Below are 21942 nucleotides of genomic sequence, written 5' to 3'. Positions count from 1 at the left end.
CGTTTGTTAGATCCTGATGTCAGGTCGTCAACGGGAGCAGAATATGAAAAAAATCATTGAAGATCGGCAGTTTGCCGGATGTGACACGCGTGTCTGTGCAGAGATCGCAACACCTGAGCGGGCAGTACAGATGCCGCAGAAAAAAGCCGGATGGGTAAAACAGTTATTTGCCGTCGTGCACGACTGGAATGAGCGGCGCGTCAGCCGCAAGATTTTGCATTCACTGAACGCGGATCAGCTGAAGGATATTGGTCTGGCGAAATCGGATATTGACAAAGAATATCCTAAAGCCATCTGGCCGAACTGGCCGAAGTGATTTTGCGCCCTCCCCTGCGAAGGGGAGGAGCGGTCATGAGTTTTACTTCACCTGCATACCCGGCTGTGCGCCGGAATCCGGGCTGAGCAGGAAGATGTCTTTTCCGCCAGGTCCCGCCGCCATCACCATCCCTTCAGAGATGCCGAAGCGCATTTTACGCGGTGCGAGGTTCGCGACCATGATGGTCAGACGACCTTCCAGTGCTTTCGGATCAGGATAGGCAGAACGGATACCGGAGAAAATCTGACGCGTTTCGCCGCCCAGATCCAGCTTCAGACGCAGCAGTTTGTCTGAACCTTCGACGAAATCAGCGCTTACGATCAGCGCGATACGCATATCCACTTTGGCAAAATCATCAAACGTAATGGTTTCCTGAATCGGATCATCGGCCAGCGGTCCGGTTGCCGGAGTTTTGGCTGCAGCGATATCCTCTTTTGAGGCATCAACCATCGCGGTCACTTTATCCATTTCGATACGGCTGAACAGCGCTTTGAACGGATTCACCTGATGCGACAGCAGCGGCTGGGCAATCGCGTCCCAGTCAAGCCGGGTATTCAGGAAAGCTTCTGTGCGCTCTGACAATGCAGGCAGAACCGGCTTCAGATAGGTCATCAGTACACGGAACAGGTTAATTCCCATTGAGCAGATGGCCTGCAGGTCGGCGTCACGGCCTTCCTGTTTCGCCACCACCCACGGAGCCTGTTCGTCGACATAACGGTTGGCCAGATCAGCAAGTGCCATGATTTCACGGATGGCGCGACCTGACTCACGGCTGTCATAAGCCTGAGCGATGCTTTCCGCGGCGTCGGTGAAGGTTTTGTACAACGCTTCATCGGCCAGCTTATCAGCCAGTTTGCCGTCAAAACGTTTGGCAATAAAACCGGCATTACGTGACGCCAGATTGACGACTTTATTGACGATATCGGCGTTAACACGCTGCACGAAATCTTCCAGATTCAGGTCAATATCGTCGATGCGTGAAGACAGTTTTGCCGCGTAGTAGTAACGCAGGCAGTCTGCATCCAGATGGTTAAGATACGTGCTGGCTTTGATGAACGTGCCACGGGACTTGGACATTTTCGCACCGTTGACGGTGACATAGCCGTGCACGAACAGATTAGTCGGCTTGCGGAAACCGCTGCCTTCCAGCATTGCCGGCCAGAACAGGCTGTGGAAGTAAACGATGTCTTTACCGATGAAATGGTACAGTTCAGTCGTGGAGTCTTTTTTCCAGAACTCGTCGAAATTCAGATCGCTGCGGCGGTCACACAGGTTTTTGAATGAGCCCATATAGCCGATGGGCGCGTCCAGCCAGACGTAGAAATATTTGCCCGGGGCATCCGGAATTTCAAAACCGAAATACGGGGCATCGCGGGAGATGTCCCATTGCTGCAAACCATGTTCAAACCATTCCTGCATTTTGTTCGCCACTTGTTCCTGCAGTGCGCCGGAACGGGTCCAGGCTTGCAACATCGCGCTGAACTCAGGCAAATCAAAGAAATAATGTTCGGAATCACGCAGCACCGGCGTCGCGCCCGACACCACAGATTTCGGCTCGATCAGTTCAGTCGGGCTGTAGGTGGCGCCACATACTTCGCAGTTATCGCCATACTGGTCAGGCGATTTACATTTCGGGCAGGTACCTTTAACGAAACGGTCAGGCAGGAACATGCCTTTCTCCGGATCGTACAACTGAGAAATAGTGCGATTCTTGATAAAACCGTTTTCTTTCAGACGACCGTAAATCAGCTCTGACAGCACACGGTTTTCATCACTGTGGGTGGAGTGATAGTTGTCGTAACTGATGCCGAAGCCGGCGAAATCTTTCTGATGCTCCTGGCTCATTTCGGCAATCATCTCTTCCGGCCTGATCCCGAGTTGCTGTGCTTTCAGCATGATCGGAGTGCCGTGTGCATCGTCCGCACAGATGAAATGCACTTCATTGCCGCGCATTCGCTGGTAACGAACCCAGACGTCAGCCTGGATGTGCTCGAGCATGTGACCGAGATGGATGGATCCGTTGGCGTACGGAAGTGCACAGGTTACCAAAATTTTTTTCGCGACTTGAGCCATAGTAAGAGCTTGCTTTCTGTAGTTGAAATCAGGGGCATTGATGTTAACCGAAAGCGCCGCCCCGCGTAAACAAACGGGGGGATCTCCTTGCGTGTGTTCTGTTATGCTTAAGGCAGATACCTCGTCTGATAACCCCTTTCAAGGAGCCGGGATGACATCTCAATCCCCACAGCAGACCACACCCGCAGGGCTGCGCGCACTCGTGACCGGCGTACTGGCCACCTTCCGCCATTCCACACTGCAAAAAGATTTGCCCGCGATGAAAGCGTTGCATCACTGCGTGTTAATGGATGAAGTTTTACATATTGATCTGACCCTGCCGTTCGCCTGGAACAGCGGTTTTGATGCGTTAAAGGAAGAAACCAGCAGCGAATTGTTGCGGGTGACGGGGGCATCTGCGATTCAGTGGAATCTGCGCCATGACATTGCCACCATCAAACGGGCAAACGAACAGCCGGGTATCAAGGGTGTTCGCAATATTCTGGCAGTCAGTTCAGGCAAAGGTGGGGTAGGGAAGTCTACCACGGCGGTTAACCTGGCGCTGGCGCTGGCGGCGGAAGGTGCCAAAGTCGGTATTCTGGATGCGGATATTTATGGGCCTTCTGTCCCGAATATGCTGGGTACTGAAGAAGAACGCCCGACCTCGCCGGATGGCGTGCACATGTCGCCGATTATGGCGCACGGCCTGGCGACCAACTCGATTGGCTATCTGGTGACAGATGAAAACGCCATGGTGTGGCGCGGGCCGATGGCCAGCAAAGCGCTGATGCAGATGCTGCAGGATACGCTGTGGCCAGATCTGGATTATCTGGTCATCGACCTGCCACCGGGTACCGGTGATATTCAGCTTACGCTGTCGCAAAATATTCCGGTGACCGCCGCCTTAGTGGTCACGACGCCGCAGGATATTGCGCTGCTTGATGCGATGAAGGGCATCGTGATGTTTGAGAAAGTCCATGTGCCGGTGCTGGGCATTGTTGAGAACATGAGCATGCATGTGTGCAGCAACTGCGGGCACCACGAACCGATTTTCGGTACCGGTGGCGCGCAACGTCTGGCCGAGAAATACCGCTGCGAATTGCTGGCGCAATTGCCGCTGCATATTTCACTGCGTGAGGATTTAGATCGTGGCGAGCCGACAGTGGTTTCTAATCCGGAAAGCGAATTCACAGTGATTTACCGCGAACTGGCGGCAAAAATTGCGTCACAACTGTTCTGGAAAGGCGACGCCATCCCGACAGAAATTGCCTTCAGAGCCGTTTAATCCCCCAACTCTGCGAATTATTGCCTGATGTCAGCGATTACACCGCCTTAACGCTGGCATCGGGCAGTGTGTTGTACTTATAATTGGCGCGTTCAAAGCACATGTCTGTGCTTGCCTTCCAACTTCCAAATCAGGTCTTTAATTTTATGTCTGACAAATTCCATCAGTGTGTCATCGTGGGTATCGCTGGCGCATCTGCTTCGGGAAAAAGCCTCATCGCCAGTACGTTATACCGTGAACTTCGTGATCAGGTCGGTGATGAGCATATCGGGGTCATCCCGGAAGATTGCTACTATAAAGACCAGAGTCACATGACCATGGAAGAGCGGGTCAAAACCAACTACGACCATCCAAGTGCGATGGACCACAATTTACTGTTCCAGCATTTACAGGCTATGAAGTCTGGTCAGGCAATTGAATTACCGAGCTACAGCTTCATTGAGCATACCCGTCTGCCAGAGACCGTCACTCTTAAACCGAAGAAAGTGATTATTCTGGAAGGGATCCTGCTCCTGACCGACGCGCGTTTACGTGACGAAATGAATTTCTCCATCTTCGTCGATACCCCGCTGGATATATGCCTGATGCGCCGCATGAAACGTGACGTCAACGAACGTGGTCGTTCAATGGATTCCGTGATGGCGCAGTATCAGAAAACGGTACGTCCAATGTTCCTGCAATTTATCGAGCCTTCAAAACAATACGCAGACATCATTGTGCCGCGCGGCGGCAAAAACCGGATTGCGATTGATATCCTCAAGGCTAAAATCAGCCAGTTCTTCAATTAATCGCGGAACAATCCGTTAACACCACACCGGAGATACGATGAGACTTTGCGACCGAGATATAGAAGCCTGGCTGGACAGCGGCAAATTAGGCATTTCACCCCGTCCGCCGGTTGAACGGATTAACGGTGCAACGGTAGATGTGCGTCTGGGAAACGGATTTCGCGTTTTCCTCGGGCATAACGCGGGTTATATCGATCTGAGTGGCCCGAAAGACGAAGTCAGTGCTGCGCTCGATAAAGTGATGAGTGATGAGATTGTTTTGCCGGAAGGTGAAGCATTCTTCCTGCACCCTGGCGAACTGGCGCTGGCAGTGACCTATGAGTCGGTCACTATTCCTGACGATCTGGTGGGCTGGCTGGACGGACGCTCCTCACTGGCGCGTCTCGGGCTGATGGTGCACGTAACCGCACACCGTATTGATCCGGGCTGGAAGGGACGTATCGTTCTGGAGTTCTATAATTCAGGTAAGCTCCCGCTGGCGCTTCGCCCGGGAATGTTGATTGGCGCGCTGAGTTTTGAGCCGTTATCGGGTTCTGCTGCAAGGCCGTACAATAGTCGTCAGGACGCGAAATACCGCGACCAGCAAAGCGCTATTGCCAGTCGTATTGATAAAGACTGATTCTGTTTTTCATCCGTTTTACGGATAAAAACGTGAGGAAGGCATGAGAAGACTACTGACAACACTGGTGATCTTACTGGTGGTTATCATTGCCGGCATGACTTCGCTGGTATTCCTGATTAACCCGAACGATTTCCGCCAGTACATGGTGGAAAGGGTCGAGATGAAAAGCGGCTATCAGCTGGCCATCAACGGTTCACTGCGGTGGCATGTCTGGCCGCAGCTTAGCATCATTGCCGGTCAGACATCTGTGACCGCACCGGGTGCTAAAGTCCCGGTGGTCAGTGCGGAAAATATGCGGCTGGATGTCAAACTCTGGCCTCTTCTTTCTCATCAGCTTGCGGTGAAGCAGGTTCTGCTGAAAAACGCTGTTATTCGTTTAACACCGGAAACGGAAGAAAATCAGCCTGATGCGCCGGTGGCACCTTCTACGCCAACGCCTGTTGCCCCAGCGGCCTCTGAACTGGAAGCAGGCTGGAAATTTGATCTCGATAAAATCAGTGTGGCTGACAGTTTACTCATCTGGCAGCGTGGTGATGACGAGCAGATCAACGTGCGCGATATCAATCTGGAAATGGAAAAGAATGACAACCGTCAGGCTACCATCCAGCTTTCAAGCCGCATAAACCGCGATCAGCGCGATCTGTCTTTCACGATGAAGGCTGAACTGGATATGCAGCACTATCCGCAGGCTGTCTCTGCCAACATCAGCAAATTCACTTATCAGCTCAGCGGTGCCGATATTCCGGTGAAAGGTCTTCAGGGAAACGGCTCGATGCAGGCCAGCTACCAGCGGGATAATAATTTGGTGACGCTGAATCAGCTGGCGCTGACCGCCAATGATAATCAGATTTCCGGTACGGCCACCGCGAAGCTGGGTGAACGGGCGGATTACCAACTGAATTTAAACGCCAATAAACTTGATCTTGATGCACTGACAGGCTGGCAGCCTAAGACTGATGAGCCCGCATCGCAAACGGCGCAGTCTGTTACCTCCGCCCCCGTTATTGCCCGTGATGTGGATGAACAACCCAACGGACTGAATAATTTGCAAACCTTCAATGCCACGCTGGCGCTGAAGGTGGCGGATCTCACCTATCGCGGGATGAAAATCCAGAACCTTGCACTGAATGCGGTCAATCAGCAGGGCAAGATTTCTTTGCCGGCATTAAGCGGCAACATGGGGGCCGGGCACTTTTCTCTGCCTGGCACTGTGGATGTCACAGGGAATAAAATTCATGTTCATCTGACACCGGATGTGAATAGCATTGAACTGGGCGATTTTCTGGCGGCTTACGGGTTACCGAAAGTCCTGACCGGCAGCTTCTCGATGCAGGGCGATGTGAGCGGAGAGGGGCTATCGGCCGCCGATTTCGCACGCCGCTGGCAAGGCGACGGGCAACTTTCAATGGATAATGCGCGTCTGAATGGCCTTAATATTCAGCAGCTTATCCAACAGGCAGTCAGCCGTAATACCAGTAATGTTCAGGGGCTGGAAAAGTATGAACACTATAGTCAGATCGATACGCTGAAAGCACAGGGACATCTGGCCGGAGGGACACTGACCCTGAGTAACCTTGAAGGCCAGTCGCCCATGGTGTCCGGGAAAGGTGACGGAACAATCGATATGTCGAATCAAAAGGTGGATATGAACTTGCTGATTCGTGTTACCGGTGGCTGGAAAGGTGACAGCAATTTGATCAATACCCTGAAAACGACAGATATCCCGTTGCGGGTTTACGGACCCTGGGCTCAGATGGGATATCAGTTACAGGTGGATCAGATACTGAGGCGTACGCTTGAACAAAGCGCTCGCAGCGCCATTCAAAACTGGGCCGATAAACGCAAGGACAGTAAAGAAAAAGGCGATGTTGAGAAATTTTTAAACAAATAATCTCTTCCTCTAAGCGTATTCTGAGTATAAAAAAACGGGGTGCCTGTGCCGGCACCCCGTTTTTATAGGGTAGGGGTTTCAGACTTCATAATCGTCTTCCGAGGCGGTTTCAGGCGGCGTAATCTTTACTTTTAGAATGCGGTGACTACTGACTTCTAAAGGTTCAAACAGATAGCCATTAATGTGTATCTGTGCGCCCACCTGCGGGATGCTTTGGGTATATTCCATCAGCAAGCCAGCCAGCGTGTGATATTCCCTTTTTTCATCCACCGGCAGGGAGATATACATCACCAGATCGTCAAGCGACATGTAGCCGTTGGCTATCCAGCTTCCGTCCTGCTGCTGCCGGATATCATGTCGTGCATCAGGCGTTTCGTCAGACTCAGGCAGGTTACCGGCAATAGTTTCCATCACATCCGTCAGGGTCACGATCCCTTCGACAGAACCGAATTCATCGACGACGAAAGCAAAATGTGTTTTTGCCTTGCGGAATTGTTCGAGGGCCATCAGCAGAGAAAGTTGCTCCGGGAAGATCAGGGGCTGGCGGATCAGTGCCTTAAGATCCAGTTCATTTTGCAGTAACTGTTGCCTGAGCAGATCAACCACGTGTACAACGCCCAGCGGTTCATCGGTCGAACTGTCTTCGGTAACCAGCATACGGGTGTGCTGGTTAGCAGCGATTTGCAGTGTCAGCACGTCAACCGGGTCATTAAGTTCAAGATTATCAACATCATGACGAGAGGTCATCACGCTGCTGACGGTGCGCTGACCCAGCCCCAGCACACGTTCAATCATGTGACGTTCCTGCTGGTTAAAAATCGCATCCTCATCATCAGCGCTGTCAGCAATCATGTTCGAAGAGTGTGTATCAAGTTCAGCTTCTTCATGTTTACCACGCAAGACGCGCAGTACGGTTTCTGCGGTACGTTCACGCAGCGAGCGCCGTGAGGATAAAAAGCGTTTGCGGTTAAACTGTGCGAGCTGGTTCAGCCCTTCAATGATCACGGAGAAACCGATCGCGGCATACAAATAGCCTTTCGGAATAACATAGCCAAAACCTTCGGCAACCAGGCTGAAGCCGATCATCAGCAGGAAGCTGAGACATAAGATGACGATAGTCGGGTGCGCATTGACGAAACGTGTCAGTGGCTTACTGGCTAACAGCATCAGGCCAATAGCAATACACACCGCCGCCATCATGACCGCCAGATGTTCAACCATTCCGACGGCGGTAATCACCGAGTCGAGTGAAAAAACCGCATCCAGTACCACAATTTGAGCCACGACCGGCCAGAATTTAGCGCCACGTTGCTGATGGCTTTGTTCCTCATCTTTGCCTTCGAGCCGCTCATTAAGCTCCATTGTTGCCTTGAACAACAGGAATATACCCCCCGCGAGCATAATCATATCGCGGGCGCTGAAAGGATGTCCGAGCACGCTGAGAAGAGGGCGGGTCAGTGTAGATAACCAGGATATTGAAGCCAGCAGCAGAAGCCGCATGATGAGCGCCAGTAAAAGGCCCGTAATGCGAGCTTTATCACGTTGATGACGCGGAAGTTTATCGGCCAGGATGGCAATGAAAATGAGATTGTCTATCCCCAGGACAATTTCGAGAACTACCAGGGTTGCAAGCCCGGCCCAAATCGAGGGATCGGCGATCCATTCCATATTGCGTTTTCACCTTTGGTTACACGACGGCTGTCGCACGTTGAATAATGGGCGTCAGTGCCATAAATTTCAAATTTAAAACAGGGAGCTAGGCCAGTCTGTAAGGATCAGGAGGGATGAAGAATAAGAGGTGAGAAAAAAGTCGGCAGGACTGTTTTGGAAAGCAGCAAGATATGATTACTAAATCGCCGAACAGGTACAACATTCCTAAAAATAAGTGTTTAGCTTACCGTTTGGTGCGGCTTACTGGTATTGTAATCGAATTAACATAATCGTGTTTGAGTCCTAAAATCATGAGTATGGTCTCCCTAAACCAAATAACAGAGACTATACTTGTGAAAGAATTAACGGATTGGAAATTTAAATCAATTTAACTATTTCAGTTCAGAGAAATCCCTGACGCGTTTGGATGCTGACTGACTGAATTTACATACCATAGGTTTCAAGGAGTATCCTTTACAATGTTAAAAGCTGTTATCCCTGTTGCCGGTCTGGGCACACGTATGTTGCCAGCGACGAAAGCTATCCCAAAAGAAATGCTGCCTATCGTCGATAAGCCTTTGATCCAGTACATCGTTAATGAATGTGCTGCGGCGGGCATCAAAGAAATCATTCTGGTCACGCACTCTTCGAAAAACGCGATCGAAAACCACTTCGATACCTCTTTCGAACTGGAAAGCATGCTTGAATCTCGTGTAAAACGTCAGCTTCTGGAAGAAGTGCAGTCTATCTGCCCTAAAGGCGTGACAATCATGAACGTACGTCAGGGGCAATCAAAAGGCCTCGGACATGCGGTTTTGTGTGCAAAACCTCTGATTGGTAATTCTCCTTTCGCGGTTATTCTGCCGGACGTGCTGATGGATGATTCCACCAGTGATCTGCGTAAAGACAACCTTGCTGCGATGCTTCGCCGTTTCCAGGAAACAGGTAACAGCCAGGTCATGGTTGAAGAAGTCCCGGAAAAAGACGTTTCCAAGTACGGTATTGTCAACTGCAATGGCGTAGAAGTAGAGCCGGGCGAAAGTGCGCCGATGACGGCCATCGTTGAAAAACCTGATCTGAAAGACGCGCCATCAAACCTCGCGGTGGTGGGGCGCTATGTGCTGTCGGAAGCTATCTGGCCACTGCTGGCAGTTACCCCGTACGGTGCAGGTAATGAAATCCAGCTGACGGATGCTATCGCCATGCTGATGAAAAAACATACTGTTGAAGCCTTCTCAATGACCGGCCGTTCACATGACTGTGGTGATAAACTCGGTTATATGAAGGCGTTTGTTGAGTACGGTATTCGCCACAACACGCAGGGCGAAGCGTTCAACACATGGTTGAAAGAGTTTACCGAAAAATAGTTAACAGGCTTATAAAAGCACCGATTAATTCGGTGCTTTTTTTTTGTTAAGAGAAAGCTACCAGACCTGTCTCAGTGCACGAAAGTGAGACTAATCCGCTGTAGTCCTCATATCTGACCCCTTATATTAATTGATTACCAAAGTTACGTTGGATTTTCAAAAGATAAAGTCGCCCTTACGGTGATTTTTAGATCACGGGCGGTATTAATTTTGATTAAAAAATGAGTCATTGCTCGGGTAAGTCAGGCGGAAGGCTAAACTTAGAGGTTTATACCCTAAAGCGTATGATATTATAGGGAGTTGAATGTCGGCTCTTATGGCTATTTACACAGTATTAAATGTTTAGTGGAAGCCTGGCCTTTATTACGATTTCCATAAAATTTAACATTTTATTGTGAAAGCACGAAGACCTTCAGATTGGTCATGCAAAAATTGCTGGTGCAAGTGTAAAATTAATCACGTGAGACCTTTTATAATGAATATACTGATAACTGGCGGCGCGGGTTTCATCGGTTCTGCGGTAGTACGTCACATCATTTCTGAAACAAACGACAATGTGCTCGTGGTTGATAGTCTGACGTATGCAGGCAATTTAGAGTCCCTGAAGCTCGTCGAAAATGACCCTCGCTACCGTTTTTCTCTTACGAACATTTGTGATCGTTCTTCTCTTGATGACATCTTTGCTGAGTTTAAGCCAGATGCTGTTATGCATCTGGCTGCAGAAAGCCATGTCGATCGCTCAATTGACGGGCCTTCAGCTTTCATTGATACCAATATCATCGGTACTTACACTCTCTTAGAAGCCTCCCGACACTATTGGGCGGGATTAGATGATGAGAAGAAAAGTCTGTTCCGGTTTCATCATATTTCTACCGATGAAGTTTATGGTGATCTGCATGGAACGGATGAGCTTTTCACAGAGACCACGGCCTATGCGCCAAGCAGCCCGTACTCAGCATCAAAAGCAGCAAGTGATCATCTTGTCCGTGCATGGAACCGCACCTATGGTCTCCCGACCCTGGTAACAAATTGCTCAAATAACTACGGACCATTTCATTTTCCTGAGAAACTGATCCCGCTCGTTATTCTTAATGCACTCGCGGGTAAACCTCTTCCTGTTTACGGTGACGGTGCTCAAATCCGTGACTGGTTATATGTCGAAGATCATGCACGGGCGCTTTATCGGGTTGTTACGCAAGGTGTTATTGGAGAGACGTATAACATTGGCGGGCACAATGAACGCAAAAATATCGATGTCGTCACGACCATTTGCGAGATCCTTGACCAATTGTTACCTAATAAGCCTGCAGGGATAACTCATTTCAAGCAGTTGATCACCTTTGTCAAAGACCGCCCGGGTCATGACATGCGTTATGCTATCGATGCCAGTAAAATTGAACGTGAACTTGGCTGGAAACCTGTTGAGACTTTCGAAAGTGGAATTTTGAAAACAGTGAAATGGTATCTTGAAAACGAAACGTGGTGGAAACGTGTTCAGGATGGATCTTATGCAGGTGAGCGGTTAGGTTTGAAAGACTAAATAGAAGAGGTTGTGAGTTAATGAAAGGTATTGTTCTGGCTGGTGGTTCAGGTACAAGGCTTCACCCAATCACTCTAGGGGTATCTAAACAGTTACTGCCTGTTTATGATAAGCCGATGATTTATTATCCGTTATCCGTACTGATGCTGGCAGGCATTAATGAAATTTTGCTCATCTCCACACCGGAAGATCTGCCTTCATTTAAGCGATTACTGGGTGATGGTTCTCAGTTTGGCATCAAGTTAGAATATGCAGAACAGCCCTCACCAGACGGCTTGGCGCAGGCATTCATTATCGGTGAGGATTTCATTGATGGTGAAAGGTGCGCATTGGTATTAGGTGATAATATCTATTTCGGACAGGGTTTCGGCAAGAAATTAGAAGATGTTGCTGCAAGAGAAAGCGGTGCAACTGTTTTTGGTTATCAGGTTTTAGATCCAGAGCGTTTCGGTGTTGTTCAATTTGATAAGGATTTCAACGCGTTATCTATCGAAGAAAAACCAGCTAAACCTAAATCACAATGGGCGGTAACCGGGCTTTATTTTTATGATAACGATATCGTTGAAATGGCTAAACAGGTCAAACCTTCAGAACGCGGCGAACTGGAAATTACCACATTAAATGAGATGTATCTGAAGAACGGCAAACTAAAAGTGGAATTACTCGGTCGCGGCTTTGCATGGTTAGATACCGGGACTCACGATAGCCTGATCGAAGCTTCTCAGTTCATCCATACCATCGAAAAACGTCAGGGATTGAAAGTTGCGTGTCTGGAAGAAATTGCCTACCGGAAAGGATGGATAACACGAGACCAGGTTGAATCGCAAGCAAAATCCATGAGTAAAACCCCGTATGGTCAGTACCTTGCTAATCTTTTAATCGAGGACTGAGTCGTCAGTTTTTTATTAGGAGTTATTCTCAATTTAAGCGTAACTCCTAACTCTTTGTTTAAAAAGACTGCCAGTAATTTGGACTGAAATTCAAGTTGAGACAGAGTTTCACTCCACGCTGTTTATATAGTCCGCAGTGTCGCTTAACATTTACATAAGAAACCATAATGAATGATTTTTTAGGTAAATGTTAAAATAAAAAATATTGTCCAGTGCATTGGTAGCTGTTGAGCCAAGGGCGGTAGCGTGCGTAAAGGGTATAAATTTTTACCCTGAAACTACGATGACATTTTTATCACCATACTCGCAGATATGAATATTTTTTAGATCGAAGCATGATTAGGCGATAATTGATAAGCAATAAAATTTGATTAGTTGAGTAACTAAATTTCAAACGAGTAATATATGAAAACAATTTTAATTGTAGGCGGCTCAGGTTTTATTGGTACTAATTTGAGCGAATACTTTTGTGAGAGAGATTTTAAAGTTATTAACTTTAGCCGTTCTCCATCACAGATCAGTCATCCAAATCTGATTAATATATGTGGTGACTGCAAAAATACAACCATATTAAATGAAATATTTACTGATTATAAAATAGATATGGTTGTACATTCATTAACAAGTTTTACAGCAATGGACAAATTAGGATCATCACAAGAGGTATTAGCCACTAATCTCTCTGCATTTATTGACCTGATAAGCGTTATGAAAACGCACGCTGTTAAAAAACTTATCTATATATCCTCGGGTGGTTCTATTTATGGCGTAGCCGATGCCCCGATTAAAGAAACGCATGATATATCCCCTGTCAGTTTCTACGGCTGGATGAAAGAATCATGTGAGCATTACCTGGAGTTCGCTTCAAGACTGGATCCGGAATTTAAATTCCTTATCTTACGCCCGGCAAATGTTTACGGTAAATATCAGAAAATTGAGAGAATTATTGGTGTTGCATTAAGAAATGCCATTATTGGTCAATCTATGGATATCTATGGGAACACCAGCACGTGTAAAGATTATATCCATATAGATGATTTTTGCGAAGTAGTCGATAAGTTGATGCACTGTCAAAACTGGAATGAAATTTATAATGTAGGTTCCGGTATAGGAACAAGTATTGAAGATATTCTGAAATATGCTCAGATAATAGCAAAAAATAAAATTGAAATAAATTATCACGAGAGAAAGTCAGGGGATGTTCCTTACAATATTTTAGATATAAATAAATTAAAAAAAGCCATCAATAAGTCGAGTTTTATATCTGTTGAGGCCGGGATGCATGATATGTATAAATATGTTCTCTCCGTCACAGATAAAGAAAAAGCTTAATTCGATTAAAAGTCGAAATTACCATTGGAATTTCACTATCAAGAAAATGAAATTTGTTGTAAGTGAAATGGTTTTCAATAAGAATTAATCTATATAGAGAAGTGTATGAAGTACAGTTTAGGTTATTTGTTTGATTTAGCGACAGTAATTACTGAAAAAGAGCTAAAGGTAAGATACAAAAGTAGTTTCTTTGGCTACTTATGGTCGATTGCTAATCCCCTGTTGTTTGCCATGATATATTACTTTATCTTTAAGTTAATAATGAGAGTTCAAATACCCAACTATACCGTTTTTATTATTACCGGGCTTTTCCCATGGCAATGGTTTGCAAGTTCAACGTCTAATTCATTATTTTCTTTTTTGGCTAATGCACAGATAATAAAGAAGACTGTTTTTCCGCGTTCTGTAATCCCCATGAGTAATGTACTAATGGAATGCTTACATTTCATTTGTACCATTCCTGTTATTATTATTTTTCTTTACGTTTATGATATGCGCCCGTCCTGGGATTGGATCTGGGGAATTCCGCTGATCGGTTTCGCGCAGATTATTCTTATGCTGGGTGTGGCGCTAACTTTATCTACACTCAATTTGTTTTTCCGTGATCTGGAACGTTTCATAACGCTTGGTATTATGTTACTCTTTTATTGCACGCCAATATTATACTCTTCAGATATGATACCCCAAAAATACCGCTGGCTTATTGACTACAATCCTTTGGCTAATATGATTATCAGTTGGCGTGATTTATTTATGAATAATACGGTTAATTATACTGATATAGCCACTCTGTACGGCTATGGAATAGTGATGCTTATAATCGGCAGTAGTATTTTTAATAAATTAAAATATCGTTTTGCAGAGATTCTATAATGAGCGTTGTCATTGAGTTCAAGAATGTAACTAAAAGATACCCCCTTTATCATCATATAGGCTCAGGTATAAAAGAATTAATATTTAATCCTCGCAGAGCGCTAAGTCTGCTTAGTGGCAGAAGTTATCTGGCCATCGAAGATATTAATTTTGTCATTGAGAAAGGCGAATCAGTTGCACTGATTGGCCGTAATGGCGCAGGTAAGAGTACCTCACTGGGACTGGTTGCAGGTGTGATGAAACCCTCATCCGGGACGGTCAGTGTCACGGGCAGAGTCGCCTCAATGTTAGAATTAGGCGGTGGTTTTCATCCTGAATTAACCGGACGTGAAAATATCCGCCTGAATGCAACACTGCTTGGATTGCGTCGAAAAGAGCTTAAGCAGCGAATGGACAAAATTATTGAGTTCTCAGAATTAGGCGATTTTATCGATGAACCTATTCGTGTTTACTCAAGCGGTATGCTGGCAAAATTAGGTTTTTCAGTAATCACGCAAGTTGATCCTGATATACTCATAATCGATGAAGTTCTCGCTGTGGGGGATATTTCATTCCAAAGAAAATGCCTGGCAACGATTAATGACTTTAAAGCTAAAGGTGTAACCATTCTTTTTGTTAGTCACAACCTGGCAGATGTATCCAAGGTATGTGATCGCGTTATATGGATTGAAGATCATAAGCTTAGGCAAATGGGTAACTCTGCTGATGTCATTGCTGCTTATCAGGCAGTAATGGCCTGATATTATATATTTAATTATTGTGATGGAATAAAGGATGAAAACTGTATCAATCTATACTTGTCACCATAAACCGAGTGCGTTTCTCGATTCATCGGTGATAAAGCCTATACATGTAGGAAAAGCCAATTCACTTAATGTTATTTGTTGCGACGGTGATGATACTGGCGATAATATATCATATAAAAACCCGTTCTACTGTGAACTTACAGCCCATTATTGGGTATGGAAAAATGCAATACCTACAGATTATGTTGGTTTTATGCATTATCGCAGACATTTTAATTTTTCTGATGATCAACAAAAGCCAGAAGATAACTGGGGAATGGTGAATTGTGATGAAATCAATGCCGGGTATCAAGATGAGTTTGGTTTAAATGAGAAACAGATATTAAAATTATTAGAAAACACAGACCTCATCGTTCCATGCAAATGGTCAGTAAAATCAGCGGGTAGCAATAATAATTATCACCATTATAAAGTTTCAGAACACTTACATATAAAAGATTATCAGACAGCCATTGATGTCCTTCTAAGACAACACCCTGAGTATTCTTCAGCTGTTAAACACTTTAATACAGCAGTTGATGGTTATTATACTAATATGTATGTCATGAAGAAGCCATTGTTCGACGAGTATTCAGCCTGGCTTTTTGGTATATTAGATGAACTTGAAGATGAAATCGCATTCGAAAATTACTCTGCCCAAGAAAAAAGAGTCATCGGACATATTTCTGAGCGTTTGTTCAATATCTTTATAATTTTCAAATTAGAAAGTGAAAATCTTCGTATTAAAGAAGTACAAAGAACATTTATTAAGAATGAAACATTTAATGGCAAGTTGGGCCCATATTATAGTGAGAGAAATATCCCTATAGTTATTTGCTCAGATGATAACTATGCGATGAGTCTTGGTGCGCTAGTTAATTCCATTGTTCAGAATTCAAGTTCAAATCATAACTATGACATTGTCATACTTGATAATGGACTCAGCCAGCGTAATAAAGAACGTGTCAAAAATCTGGTGACGCATACTGCTAATATGAACGTCCGCTATTTCGATATAAATGCATTTAAGGAAATTAAAGATGCTTATATCAGACCACCTTTTACGGCTGCTACTTATTCCAGGCTTTTCATCCCAAAACTGTTTACAGACTTTGAAAAAGTACTTTTCATTGATACCGACACAGTAGTTGAGAGTGATCTCGCTGAACTCATCGAAACACCGTTAGGTGATAATCTGGTTGCTGCCGTACAAGATATTGTCATGGAGGGGTTTGTTAAATTTGGTAATATTGCGCGTTCAGACGCGGGTGTCCAGACGGCAGAGGAATATCTTAAAACCAGACTGGGAATGGCCGATACTGATAATTATTTCCAGGGAGGAATCATTGTCTTCAATATCGATCAAATGAACAAAGAGAGTATTTTCGAAAAATTGATGGCAGCCATGAAAGGGCAAAGCTACTGGTTCCTTGACCAGGATATAATGAACAAAGTCTTTTATGGCCGTGTTCACTTCTTGCCCATGGAATGGAATGTTTACCATGGTAATGGTCATACAGACGTATTTTATCCTAACCTGAAGTTCTCTACGTATATGAGATTTCTTAGCGCACGACGTAATCCTAAAATGATTCACTTTGCGGGTGAAAATAAACCCTGGAATACAGATAAAGTCGACTTTTATGACAATTTCATAAAAAATATTCAAGGTACGCCTTGGGAAAAAGAAGTCTATGACCGCCTGATTGAAGCTGAAAATCCTGGCCAGTCGACGGCCATCGCGTTGCAACCGGTGTTATTACAAACAAGAATTAAAAATAAATTAATGCCGTACGTTAATCGCTTTGCCCCTGCGGGTTCAAAGCGAAGATCTGTGATTGCAAAATGTTATTATAAATTTCGTCGTGTCGTTATAGGTTAATAAGGTATAAATTATGACTAAGAAAAATATTCTCATTGTAGGTGCTGGTTTTTCTGGCGTCGTTATCGGGCGACAACTTGCTGAACAAGGTCATAAAGTTCGAATTATTGATAAAAGACCTCATATTGCAGGAAATTGCTTTGATGCTCGTGATGAGGATACTCAGGTCATGGTGCATACCTACGGACCTCATATATTTCATACAGATAACCAATCCGTATGGGAATTTATTCAGAAATATTCCGTGATGATGCCCTATGTCAACCGGGTTAAAGCAACATATAATGGTAAGGTGTATTCATTACCTATCAATCTCCATACCATAAACCAGTTTTTTGGCAAAACATGTTCTCCAAACGAAGCGCGCGCATTGATTGAGGAAAAGGGAGATAGCTCTATAACAGATCCTCAAACCTTCGAAGAACAGGCATTAAGGTTCGTTGGGAAAGAGTTGTATGAAGCTTTTTTCAAAGGCTATACCATTAAACAATGGGGAATGTCTCCGGCAGAGCTTCCGGCATCGATCTTAAAAAGATTACCGATACGATTTAATTACGATGATAATTATTTTAACCATAAATACCAGGGAATGCCCAAAGACGGGTATACCGAGATGGTTAAGAATATGGCTGAGCATCCGAACATAACTGTGGAGCTAGGAACCGAATTTAATTTCGATGAAAGGGCCAGTTATGATCATGTTTTTTATAGTGGTCCTTTAGACGCATTCTATCAATATCAATTTGGCCGGTTAGGTTATCGCACATTAGATTTTGAGAAATTCACCTTTAACGGCGATTATCAAGGATGTGCGGTGATGAACTACTGTGAACAAAATGTTCCTTATACCCGCATAACCGAGCATAAATATTTCTCCCCTTGGGAGTCGCATGAAGGATCGGTTTGTTATAAGGAATACAGTCGCAGTTGTGAGCCAGAGGATATCCCTTATTATCCAATCCGCCAGGTTGGTGAAATGGCTCTGCTGGACAAATATTTAACCCTTGCTAAAGCGGAAAAAAATATTACTTTTGTTGGTCGCTTAGGGACTTATCGATATCTGGATATGGATGTTACGATTGCGGAAGCCCTGAAAACTGCCGAAGTATATCTGAAATGTATCAATGAATCAGATGCTATGCCTGTATTCACGGTTGATGTTAGATGAATACGACAGCATTAATTGTCACTTTTAATCGGCTTGATAAGTTGAAAAAATGTTGGCTATCCACTTCGATGCTGCCTTTCGACAATATTGTTATAGTCAATAACTGTTCAACGGATGACACGGCTTCCTGGCTTGCAAGTATTGAAGAACCCCGGTTGACCGTTTTATCTTTGACTAAAAACACCGGCGGTGCCGGTGGTTTTAGAGCAGGGGCTGAGTATATTGGTGCTCATATAAACACCGAATGGGTGTTTATGTATGACGACGATGCCTATCCGGCTCCTGATTTGCTTCATAATTTTGGCGAGATCATGCTTGATGACACATCGGCGCTAAGTTGTCGGGTCATTGATACTCATGGCATTAATTGCAAAATGAATATGCCGTTTGTCAAATTACCAAAAACGTTGTTAGACAATATTAAATATTTTCTCAATGCAAAAGACTATATCCCTGATAATGAGAGAGTTGAGCCATGTGTAACTCTTTCTTTTGTAGGTACGGTAATTCGTGCTGATGTTTTGAGTTCTGCATCGCAATATATACACGATGATCTTTTCTTGTATTATGATGATGTTTATTTTTCTCATCATCTGGTTCTTAATGGCCATAAGTTTCTCTATGTACCAAAATTAATCTTCACACATGATATTAGTATTACCGGGGACTCAATCACCCCTGTTTGGAAGGTTTATTATCTTATTCGTAACCTTATCCTTGCTAAAAAATTTTTCAAATCCAACGGGCCATATTCGGTAGTCGGAATAGTGTTGCGAATTATAAAAGCTTTTTTAAATGTATCTAAACAAGATAATAAATATCTTTATCTTAAATATATCATAAGAGGCGTAATTGATGGTGTCTTCTTTAGGTCTGGTAAGCGCCATTGATGGTAAATGAGAGATGAGAAAAATATGTTACTTTATAAATTCTGATTGGTATTTCGATTTGCACTGGCTTGAGCGAGCTTCATATGCACAAGAAGTTGGCTATCAAATTCATATTATAACTAATTTTGTCGATCAGTCATTAGTGACTAAACTTACTAAGATGGGGTTTATTTGTCATAACTCATCAATTTCTGCTCAGTCCGTTAACCCATTAAAATTTGCTTGTGAATTAGTAAATACAACAAAATTGATAAAATCCATCAATGCTGATGTTTTACATTGCATAACTATTAAGCCATGTTTGATTGGCGGGTTGTATGCAAAGATTTTTTCGAAAAATATTGTCATAAGCTTTGTCGGGCTTGGCCGGGTATTTACAGAGAAGAAGCTTAAATTTTCTCTCCTGAAACGGCTCATCATACCTCTTTATAATTTTATCTTTTCGAATAAAAAATCTTTGCTGACCTTTGAGCATCAAAGTGACAGGCGTTGTATTCTACATTCATTGAAAGTAGATGAAGACAGAACGGTAGTTATAGATGGTGCAGGTATAAATATCATTGACTTTCCCTACTCAAAGGAACCTTTAAGGGAAATTCCGGTGGTTTTATTTGCAAGCAGATTATTATGGAGCAAAGGACTTACTGACCTTATTAATGTAAAAAATAGCCTCCATCTCGAGGGCGTTGAATTCACTCTCAATGTTGCCGGAATACCCACGCCCAATGATCCTGATGCTATCCCCCTTGGTTTTCTTGAAGAGGCGCATAACAAAGGAGAGATAAACTGGCTTGGGAAATGTGACGATATGAAAGAGTTGATTAAAGACGCTAATATTGTTGCACTTCCCTCTGTTTATCCTGAAGGAATACCGCGTATTCTTTTGGAGGCAAGTTCTGTCGGACGCGCTATAATTTCATATAATGTCGGTGGTTGCAGCAGTCTGATTGAAAACGATGTAAACGGATTTATTATTGACAAAGGCGATATTAACGCTCTGGCCGGGTGTTTAAAGCATTTAGTCATAAATGCGGATGTGAGAGGCAGAATGGGGGAGAATGGGCGAAAACTGATAGAAGGGAAATTTTGTTCTACAATAATTACAAAAGATACCGTTAATCTTTATGGTTATTTATTGAAGAATAAAGCTGAATGATATGCACAAGGATTTTAATATGATTTCTTTTGGTCTGTTTTCCAAAAATAAAAAAGTAGATGCTATTGAACCTCTGCCAATAACTACACCCGTTCATAACCTACTTCCGCCAAAAACATTCTATCTTATTTCCGCATCGGGTATGCCTAATTATGGTGATGATATGCTCACCCGGGGGTGGATTAATCACATTAAACTGCGATACCCTCAGGCAACAATCTATCTCGATGCCGTGGATCCCTTAGTGGCCGCAACATTGTATCAGGACGTTAAATGCGTCAATTATTTATGGCAACTGGCTCAGGCGCTTGGAGAAGAGGGGAGTATCGAAACCAAATTTTCTGATACTTTTCTTCTGCCAATGCGTGAACGCTTAATGAGTGAAATTTTTGAAGAGACTGACAGCATTCATTTATTGGGCGGAGGATATATTAATGAATTGTGGGCGGCTAATCTTCGGTTGATCGAACTGGTCTCATATTTTGGTAAAAAGCATAATGCCTTAACCTATGCAACAGGTCTGGGTTTGCAGCCGCTGTCGGATGAGAAAGCTGCCTATCTTTCTCAATTTATTAAAGATTATTTCTGCTTTGATGTCAGAGACCATGCCAGTTATCACGTTTTAGAAAAATACCTTCCAGGCAAAATCTCATTTATTGGTGATGATTATTTTTGTTTTCCATTCTCTGACGTTGTGAGTTTAGTCGAAAGAGACAATCCTGTACTCCGGTTATGCCTTCATAATGAATTTTCTGAAGGTGACGAAAATGAAATACGTTTTATGGAGCAGGTTGAAGCGGCAATAGGTGCTTTTATTCAAAAGTTTCCAGATTCATTGATACGTTTTTATGAGTTCAGACCTGGCTCCGATGGCTATTTCTATAAGAGACTTAAACAAAAGTTCCCCAGCATAGAAATGGTCTTTTTTGAAACGATTTGGAAACATGGCTTGCAGTTTTCCATGAAAGATTTCTTCCTGTCTACCCGGTTCCATTTTCAACTTATCGTTTCCAGTGTTGGATTGTCAGGCACGTCCTTTTATTGGTCGGAATATTATAAAAATAAATTCGATAGTCTGAAGTATGTGACTGACTGGTCTTTTTTAAAGCTGGGGGAAGAATCGTTAAATCTTGACTCTTTTTTTGAAAATCACGGTCCTGCGTTCCTGATTGATTTCGGACGCGTTAATCGTGAGAAAAAAATGCTGGCGGACAGGCTGTATGCATCCTCTGATGAGCAGGACTCAGCGGCGATAAGCATCTGAGCTCTTGATTGCCTGTAAAAGCTCTTTTTTACCTGCATTCCTGAGATGTTACCGGTAAAGTAAACCCGGCCTCTGAGAAGGCGAAGCAGACAAGGGCTGGCATGTGCGATCAGAATATTGTTATGGCTGCAATAGGTTCACCCTTCGCCATTCTCATGTACAATGCTTGTGTTCATTTGTATGGCTCAGTG

At 44.3% G+C, this 21942-nt stretch carries 18 protein-coding genes; 16 read left to right on the top strand and 2 right to left on the bottom strand.

Annotated features, from left to right (window positions below):
- The first annotated feature begins 43 nt into the window (after positions 1-43).
- A complete protein-coding gene (locus EVX52_RS18810) occupies positions 44-316 on the top strand; it encodes a DUF1127 domain-containing protein (protein ID WP_129952671.1) in 273 nt (90 codons plus the stop codon).
- A 42-nt stretch (positions 317-358) separates the two neighbouring features.
- Here the strand turns inward: EVX52_RS18810 and metG are convergent, their stop codons facing one another.
- On the bottom strand, positions 359-2431 hold the full coding sequence (gene metG / locus EVX52_RS18805) for a methionine--tRNA ligase (protein WP_255466766.1): 2073 nt from the start codon (positions 2429-2431) through the stop codon (positions 359-361).
- A gap of 109 nt (positions 2432-2540) precedes the next feature.
- Between metG and apbC the strand changes: the two genes are divergently transcribed.
- The 4 genes from apbC to asmA all read left to right on the top strand — a co-directional run bounded on the left by apbC (position 2541) and on the right by asmA (position 6954).
- The gene (gene apbC / locus EVX52_RS18800) at positions 2541-3653 is read left to right on the top strand and encodes an iron-sulfur cluster carrier protein ApbC (RefSeq protein WP_129952673.1); all 1113 of its coding nucleotides are present in this window, start codon (positions 2541-2543) and stop codon (positions 3651-3653) included.
- 146 nt (positions 3654-3799) lie between these two features.
- On the top strand, positions 3800-4441 hold the full coding sequence (gene udk, locus EVX52_RS18795) for a uridine kinase (protein ID WP_013575064.1): 642 nt from the start codon (positions 3800-3802) through the stop codon (positions 4439-4441).
- Between the two features lie 37 nt (positions 4442-4478).
- A complete protein-coding gene (dcd, locus tag EVX52_RS18790) occupies positions 4479-5060 on the top strand; it encodes a dCTP deaminase (RefSeq protein ID WP_120133513.1) in 582 nt (193 codons plus the stop codon).
- Between the two features lie 43 nt (positions 5061-5103).
- Positions 5104-6954 carry an outer membrane assembly protein AsmA gene (gene asmA, locus EVX52_RS18785; RefSeq protein WP_129991879.1) on the top strand — a complete coding sequence of 617 codons (1851 nt, stop codon included), beginning with the start codon at positions 5104-5106 and terminating at the stop codon, positions 6952-6954.
- A 78-nt stretch (positions 6955-7032) separates the two neighbouring features.
- On the opposite strand, the gene EVX52_RS18780 is transcribed toward asmA, so the two are convergent.
- Positions 7033-8622 carry a TerC family protein gene (locus tag EVX52_RS18780; RefSeq protein ID WP_129952675.1) on the bottom strand — a complete coding sequence of 530 codons (1590 nt, stop codon included), beginning with the start codon at positions 8620-8622 and terminating at the stop codon, positions 7033-7035.
- 461 nt (positions 8623-9083) lie between these two features.
- On the opposite strand from EVX52_RS18780, the gene galU reads away from it, so the two are divergent.
- The 11 genes from galU (at position 9084) to EVX52_RS18725 (ending at position 21751) form a co-directional block, all read left to right on the top strand.
- Positions 9084-9971 (top strand): UTP--glucose-1-phosphate uridylyltransferase GalU, encoded by an 888-nt coding sequence (gene galU, locus EVX52_RS18775; protein WP_129952676.1) that lies wholly within the window; start codon positions 9084-9086, stop codon positions 9969-9971.
- A gap of 472 nt (positions 9972-10443) precedes the next feature.
- Positions 10444-11511, top strand: a complete 1068-nt coding sequence (gene rfbB / locus EVX52_RS18770; protein ID WP_129952795.1) for a dTDP-glucose 4,6-dehydratase — start codon at positions 10444-10446, stop codon at positions 11509-11511.
- Between the two features lie 20 nt (positions 11512-11531).
- Positions 11532-12401, top strand: coding sequence for a glucose-1-phosphate thymidylyltransferase RfbA (gene rfbA / locus EVX52_RS18765; protein ID WP_129952677.1), 870 nt, complete (start codon positions 11532-11534; stop codon positions 12399-12401).
- 405 nt (positions 12402-12806) lie between these two features.
- Positions 12807-13733, top strand: coding sequence for an NAD-dependent epimerase/dehydratase family protein (locus EVX52_RS18760; RefSeq protein WP_129952678.1), 927 nt, complete (start codon positions 12807-12809; stop codon positions 13731-13733).
- A gap of 105 nt (positions 13734-13838) precedes the next feature.
- Positions 13839-14606: an ABC transporter permease gene (locus EVX52_RS18755; RefSeq protein WP_129952679.1), complete on the top strand. Its 768-nt coding sequence runs from the start codon at positions 13839-13841 to the stop codon at positions 14604-14606.
- Positions 14606-15346, top strand: coding sequence for an ABC transporter ATP-binding protein (locus EVX52_RS18750; protein ID WP_129952680.1), 741 nt, complete (start codon positions 14606-14608; stop codon positions 15344-15346). The genes EVX52_RS18755 and EVX52_RS18750 overlap by 1 nt, the downstream gene beginning before the upstream one ends.
- A gap of 34 nt (positions 15347-15380) precedes the next feature.
- Entirely contained in the window at positions 15381-17273 is a 1893-nt protein-coding gene (locus tag EVX52_RS18745; RefSeq protein ID WP_129952681.1) for a DUF4422 domain-containing protein, read from the top strand.
- A 13-nt stretch (positions 17274-17286) separates the two neighbouring features.
- Complete coding sequence (glf, locus tag EVX52_RS18740; RefSeq protein WP_129952682.1) at positions 17287-18441, top strand: UDP-galactopyranose mutase; 1155 nt, start codon at positions 17287-17289, stop codon at positions 18439-18441.
- A complete protein-coding gene (locus tag EVX52_RS18735) occupies positions 18438-19331 on the top strand; it encodes a glycosyltransferase (RefSeq protein WP_129952683.1) in 894 nt (297 codons plus the stop codon). Before glf ends, EVX52_RS18735 begins: the two co-directional genes overlap by 4 nt.
- A gap of 13 nt (positions 19332-19344) precedes the next feature.
- Positions 19345-20487 (top strand): glycosyltransferase family 4 protein, encoded by a 1143-nt coding sequence (locus EVX52_RS18730; protein ID WP_129952684.1) that lies wholly within the window; start codon positions 19345-19347, stop codon positions 20485-20487.
- 19 nt (positions 20488-20506) lie between these two features.
- Positions 20507-21751, top strand: a complete 1245-nt coding sequence (locus EVX52_RS18725; RefSeq protein WP_129952685.1) for a polysaccharide pyruvyl transferase family protein — start codon at positions 20507-20509, stop codon at positions 21749-21751.
- Positions 21752-21942 lie beyond the last annotated feature (191 nt).

Source organism: Rahnella sp. CFA14(1/10) (assembly GCF_004195095.1).
Classification (GTDB): domain Bacteria; phylum Pseudomonadota; class Gammaproteobacteria; order Enterobacterales; family Enterobacteriaceae; genus Rahnella; species Rahnella perminowiae.
Note: the sequence above shows the minus strand (reverse complement) of the source record. Positions and strands in the feature narration are given on the sequence as shown.

Bases quoted from the DNA above. Each gene is read 5' to 3' on its own strand.
- apbC (WP_129952673.1), top strand. From the start codon at position 2,541: ATGACATCTCAATCCCCACAGCAGACCACACCCGCAGGGCTGCGCGCA.
- dcd (WP_120133513.1), top strand. From the start codon at position 4,479: ATGAGACTTTGCGACCGAGATATAGAAGCCTGGCTGGACAGCGGCAAA.
- EVX52_RS18755 (WP_129952679.1), top strand. From the start codon at position 13,839: ATGAAGTACAGTTTAGGTTATTTGTTTGATTTAGCGACAGTAATTACT.
- EVX52_RS18730 (WP_129952684.1), top strand. From the start codon at position 19,345: ATGAGAAAAATATGTTACTTTATAAATTCTGATTGGTATTTCGATTTG.
- galU (WP_129952676.1), top strand. From the start codon at position 9,084: ATGTTAAAAGCTGTTATCCCTGTTGCCGGTCTGGGCACACGTATGTTG.
- udk (WP_013575064.1), top strand. From the start codon at position 3,800: ATGTCTGACAAATTCCATCAGTGTGTCATCGTGGGTATCGCTGGCGCA.
- EVX52_RS18760 (WP_129952678.1), top strand. From the start codon at position 12,807: ATGAAAACAATTTTAATTGTAGGCGGCTCAGGTTTTATTGGTACTAAT.
- glf (WP_129952682.1), top strand. From the start codon at position 17,287: ATGACTAAGAAAAATATTCTCATTGTAGGTGCTGGTTTTTCTGGCGTC.
- EVX52_RS18725 (WP_129952685.1), top strand. From the start codon at position 20,507: ATGATTTCTTTTGGTCTGTTTTCCAAAAATAAAAAAGTAGATGCTATT.
- EVX52_RS18810 (WP_129952671.1), top strand. From the start codon at position 44: ATGAAAAAAATCATTGAAGATCGGCAGTTTGCCGGATGTGACACGCGT.
- EVX52_RS18780 (WP_129952675.1), bottom strand. From the start codon at position 8,622: ATGGAATGGATCGCCGATCCCTCGATTTGGGCCGGGCTTGCAACCCTG.
- EVX52_RS18750 (WP_129952680.1), top strand. From the start codon at position 14,606: ATGAGCGTTGTCATTGAGTTCAAGAATGTAACTAAAAGATACCCCCTT.
- rfbA (WP_129952677.1), top strand. From the start codon at position 11,532: ATGAAAGGTATTGTTCTGGCTGGTGGTTCAGGTACAAGGCTTCACCCA.
- asmA (WP_129991879.1), top strand. From the start codon at position 5,104: ATGAGAAGACTACTGACAACACTGGTGATCTTACTGGTGGTTATCATT.
- EVX52_RS18735 (WP_129952683.1), top strand. From the start codon at position 18,438: ATGAATACGACAGCATTAATTGTCACTTTTAATCGGCTTGATAAGTTG.
- EVX52_RS18745 (WP_129952681.1), top strand. From the start codon at position 15,381: ATGAAAACTGTATCAATCTATACTTGTCACCATAAACCGAGTGCGTTT.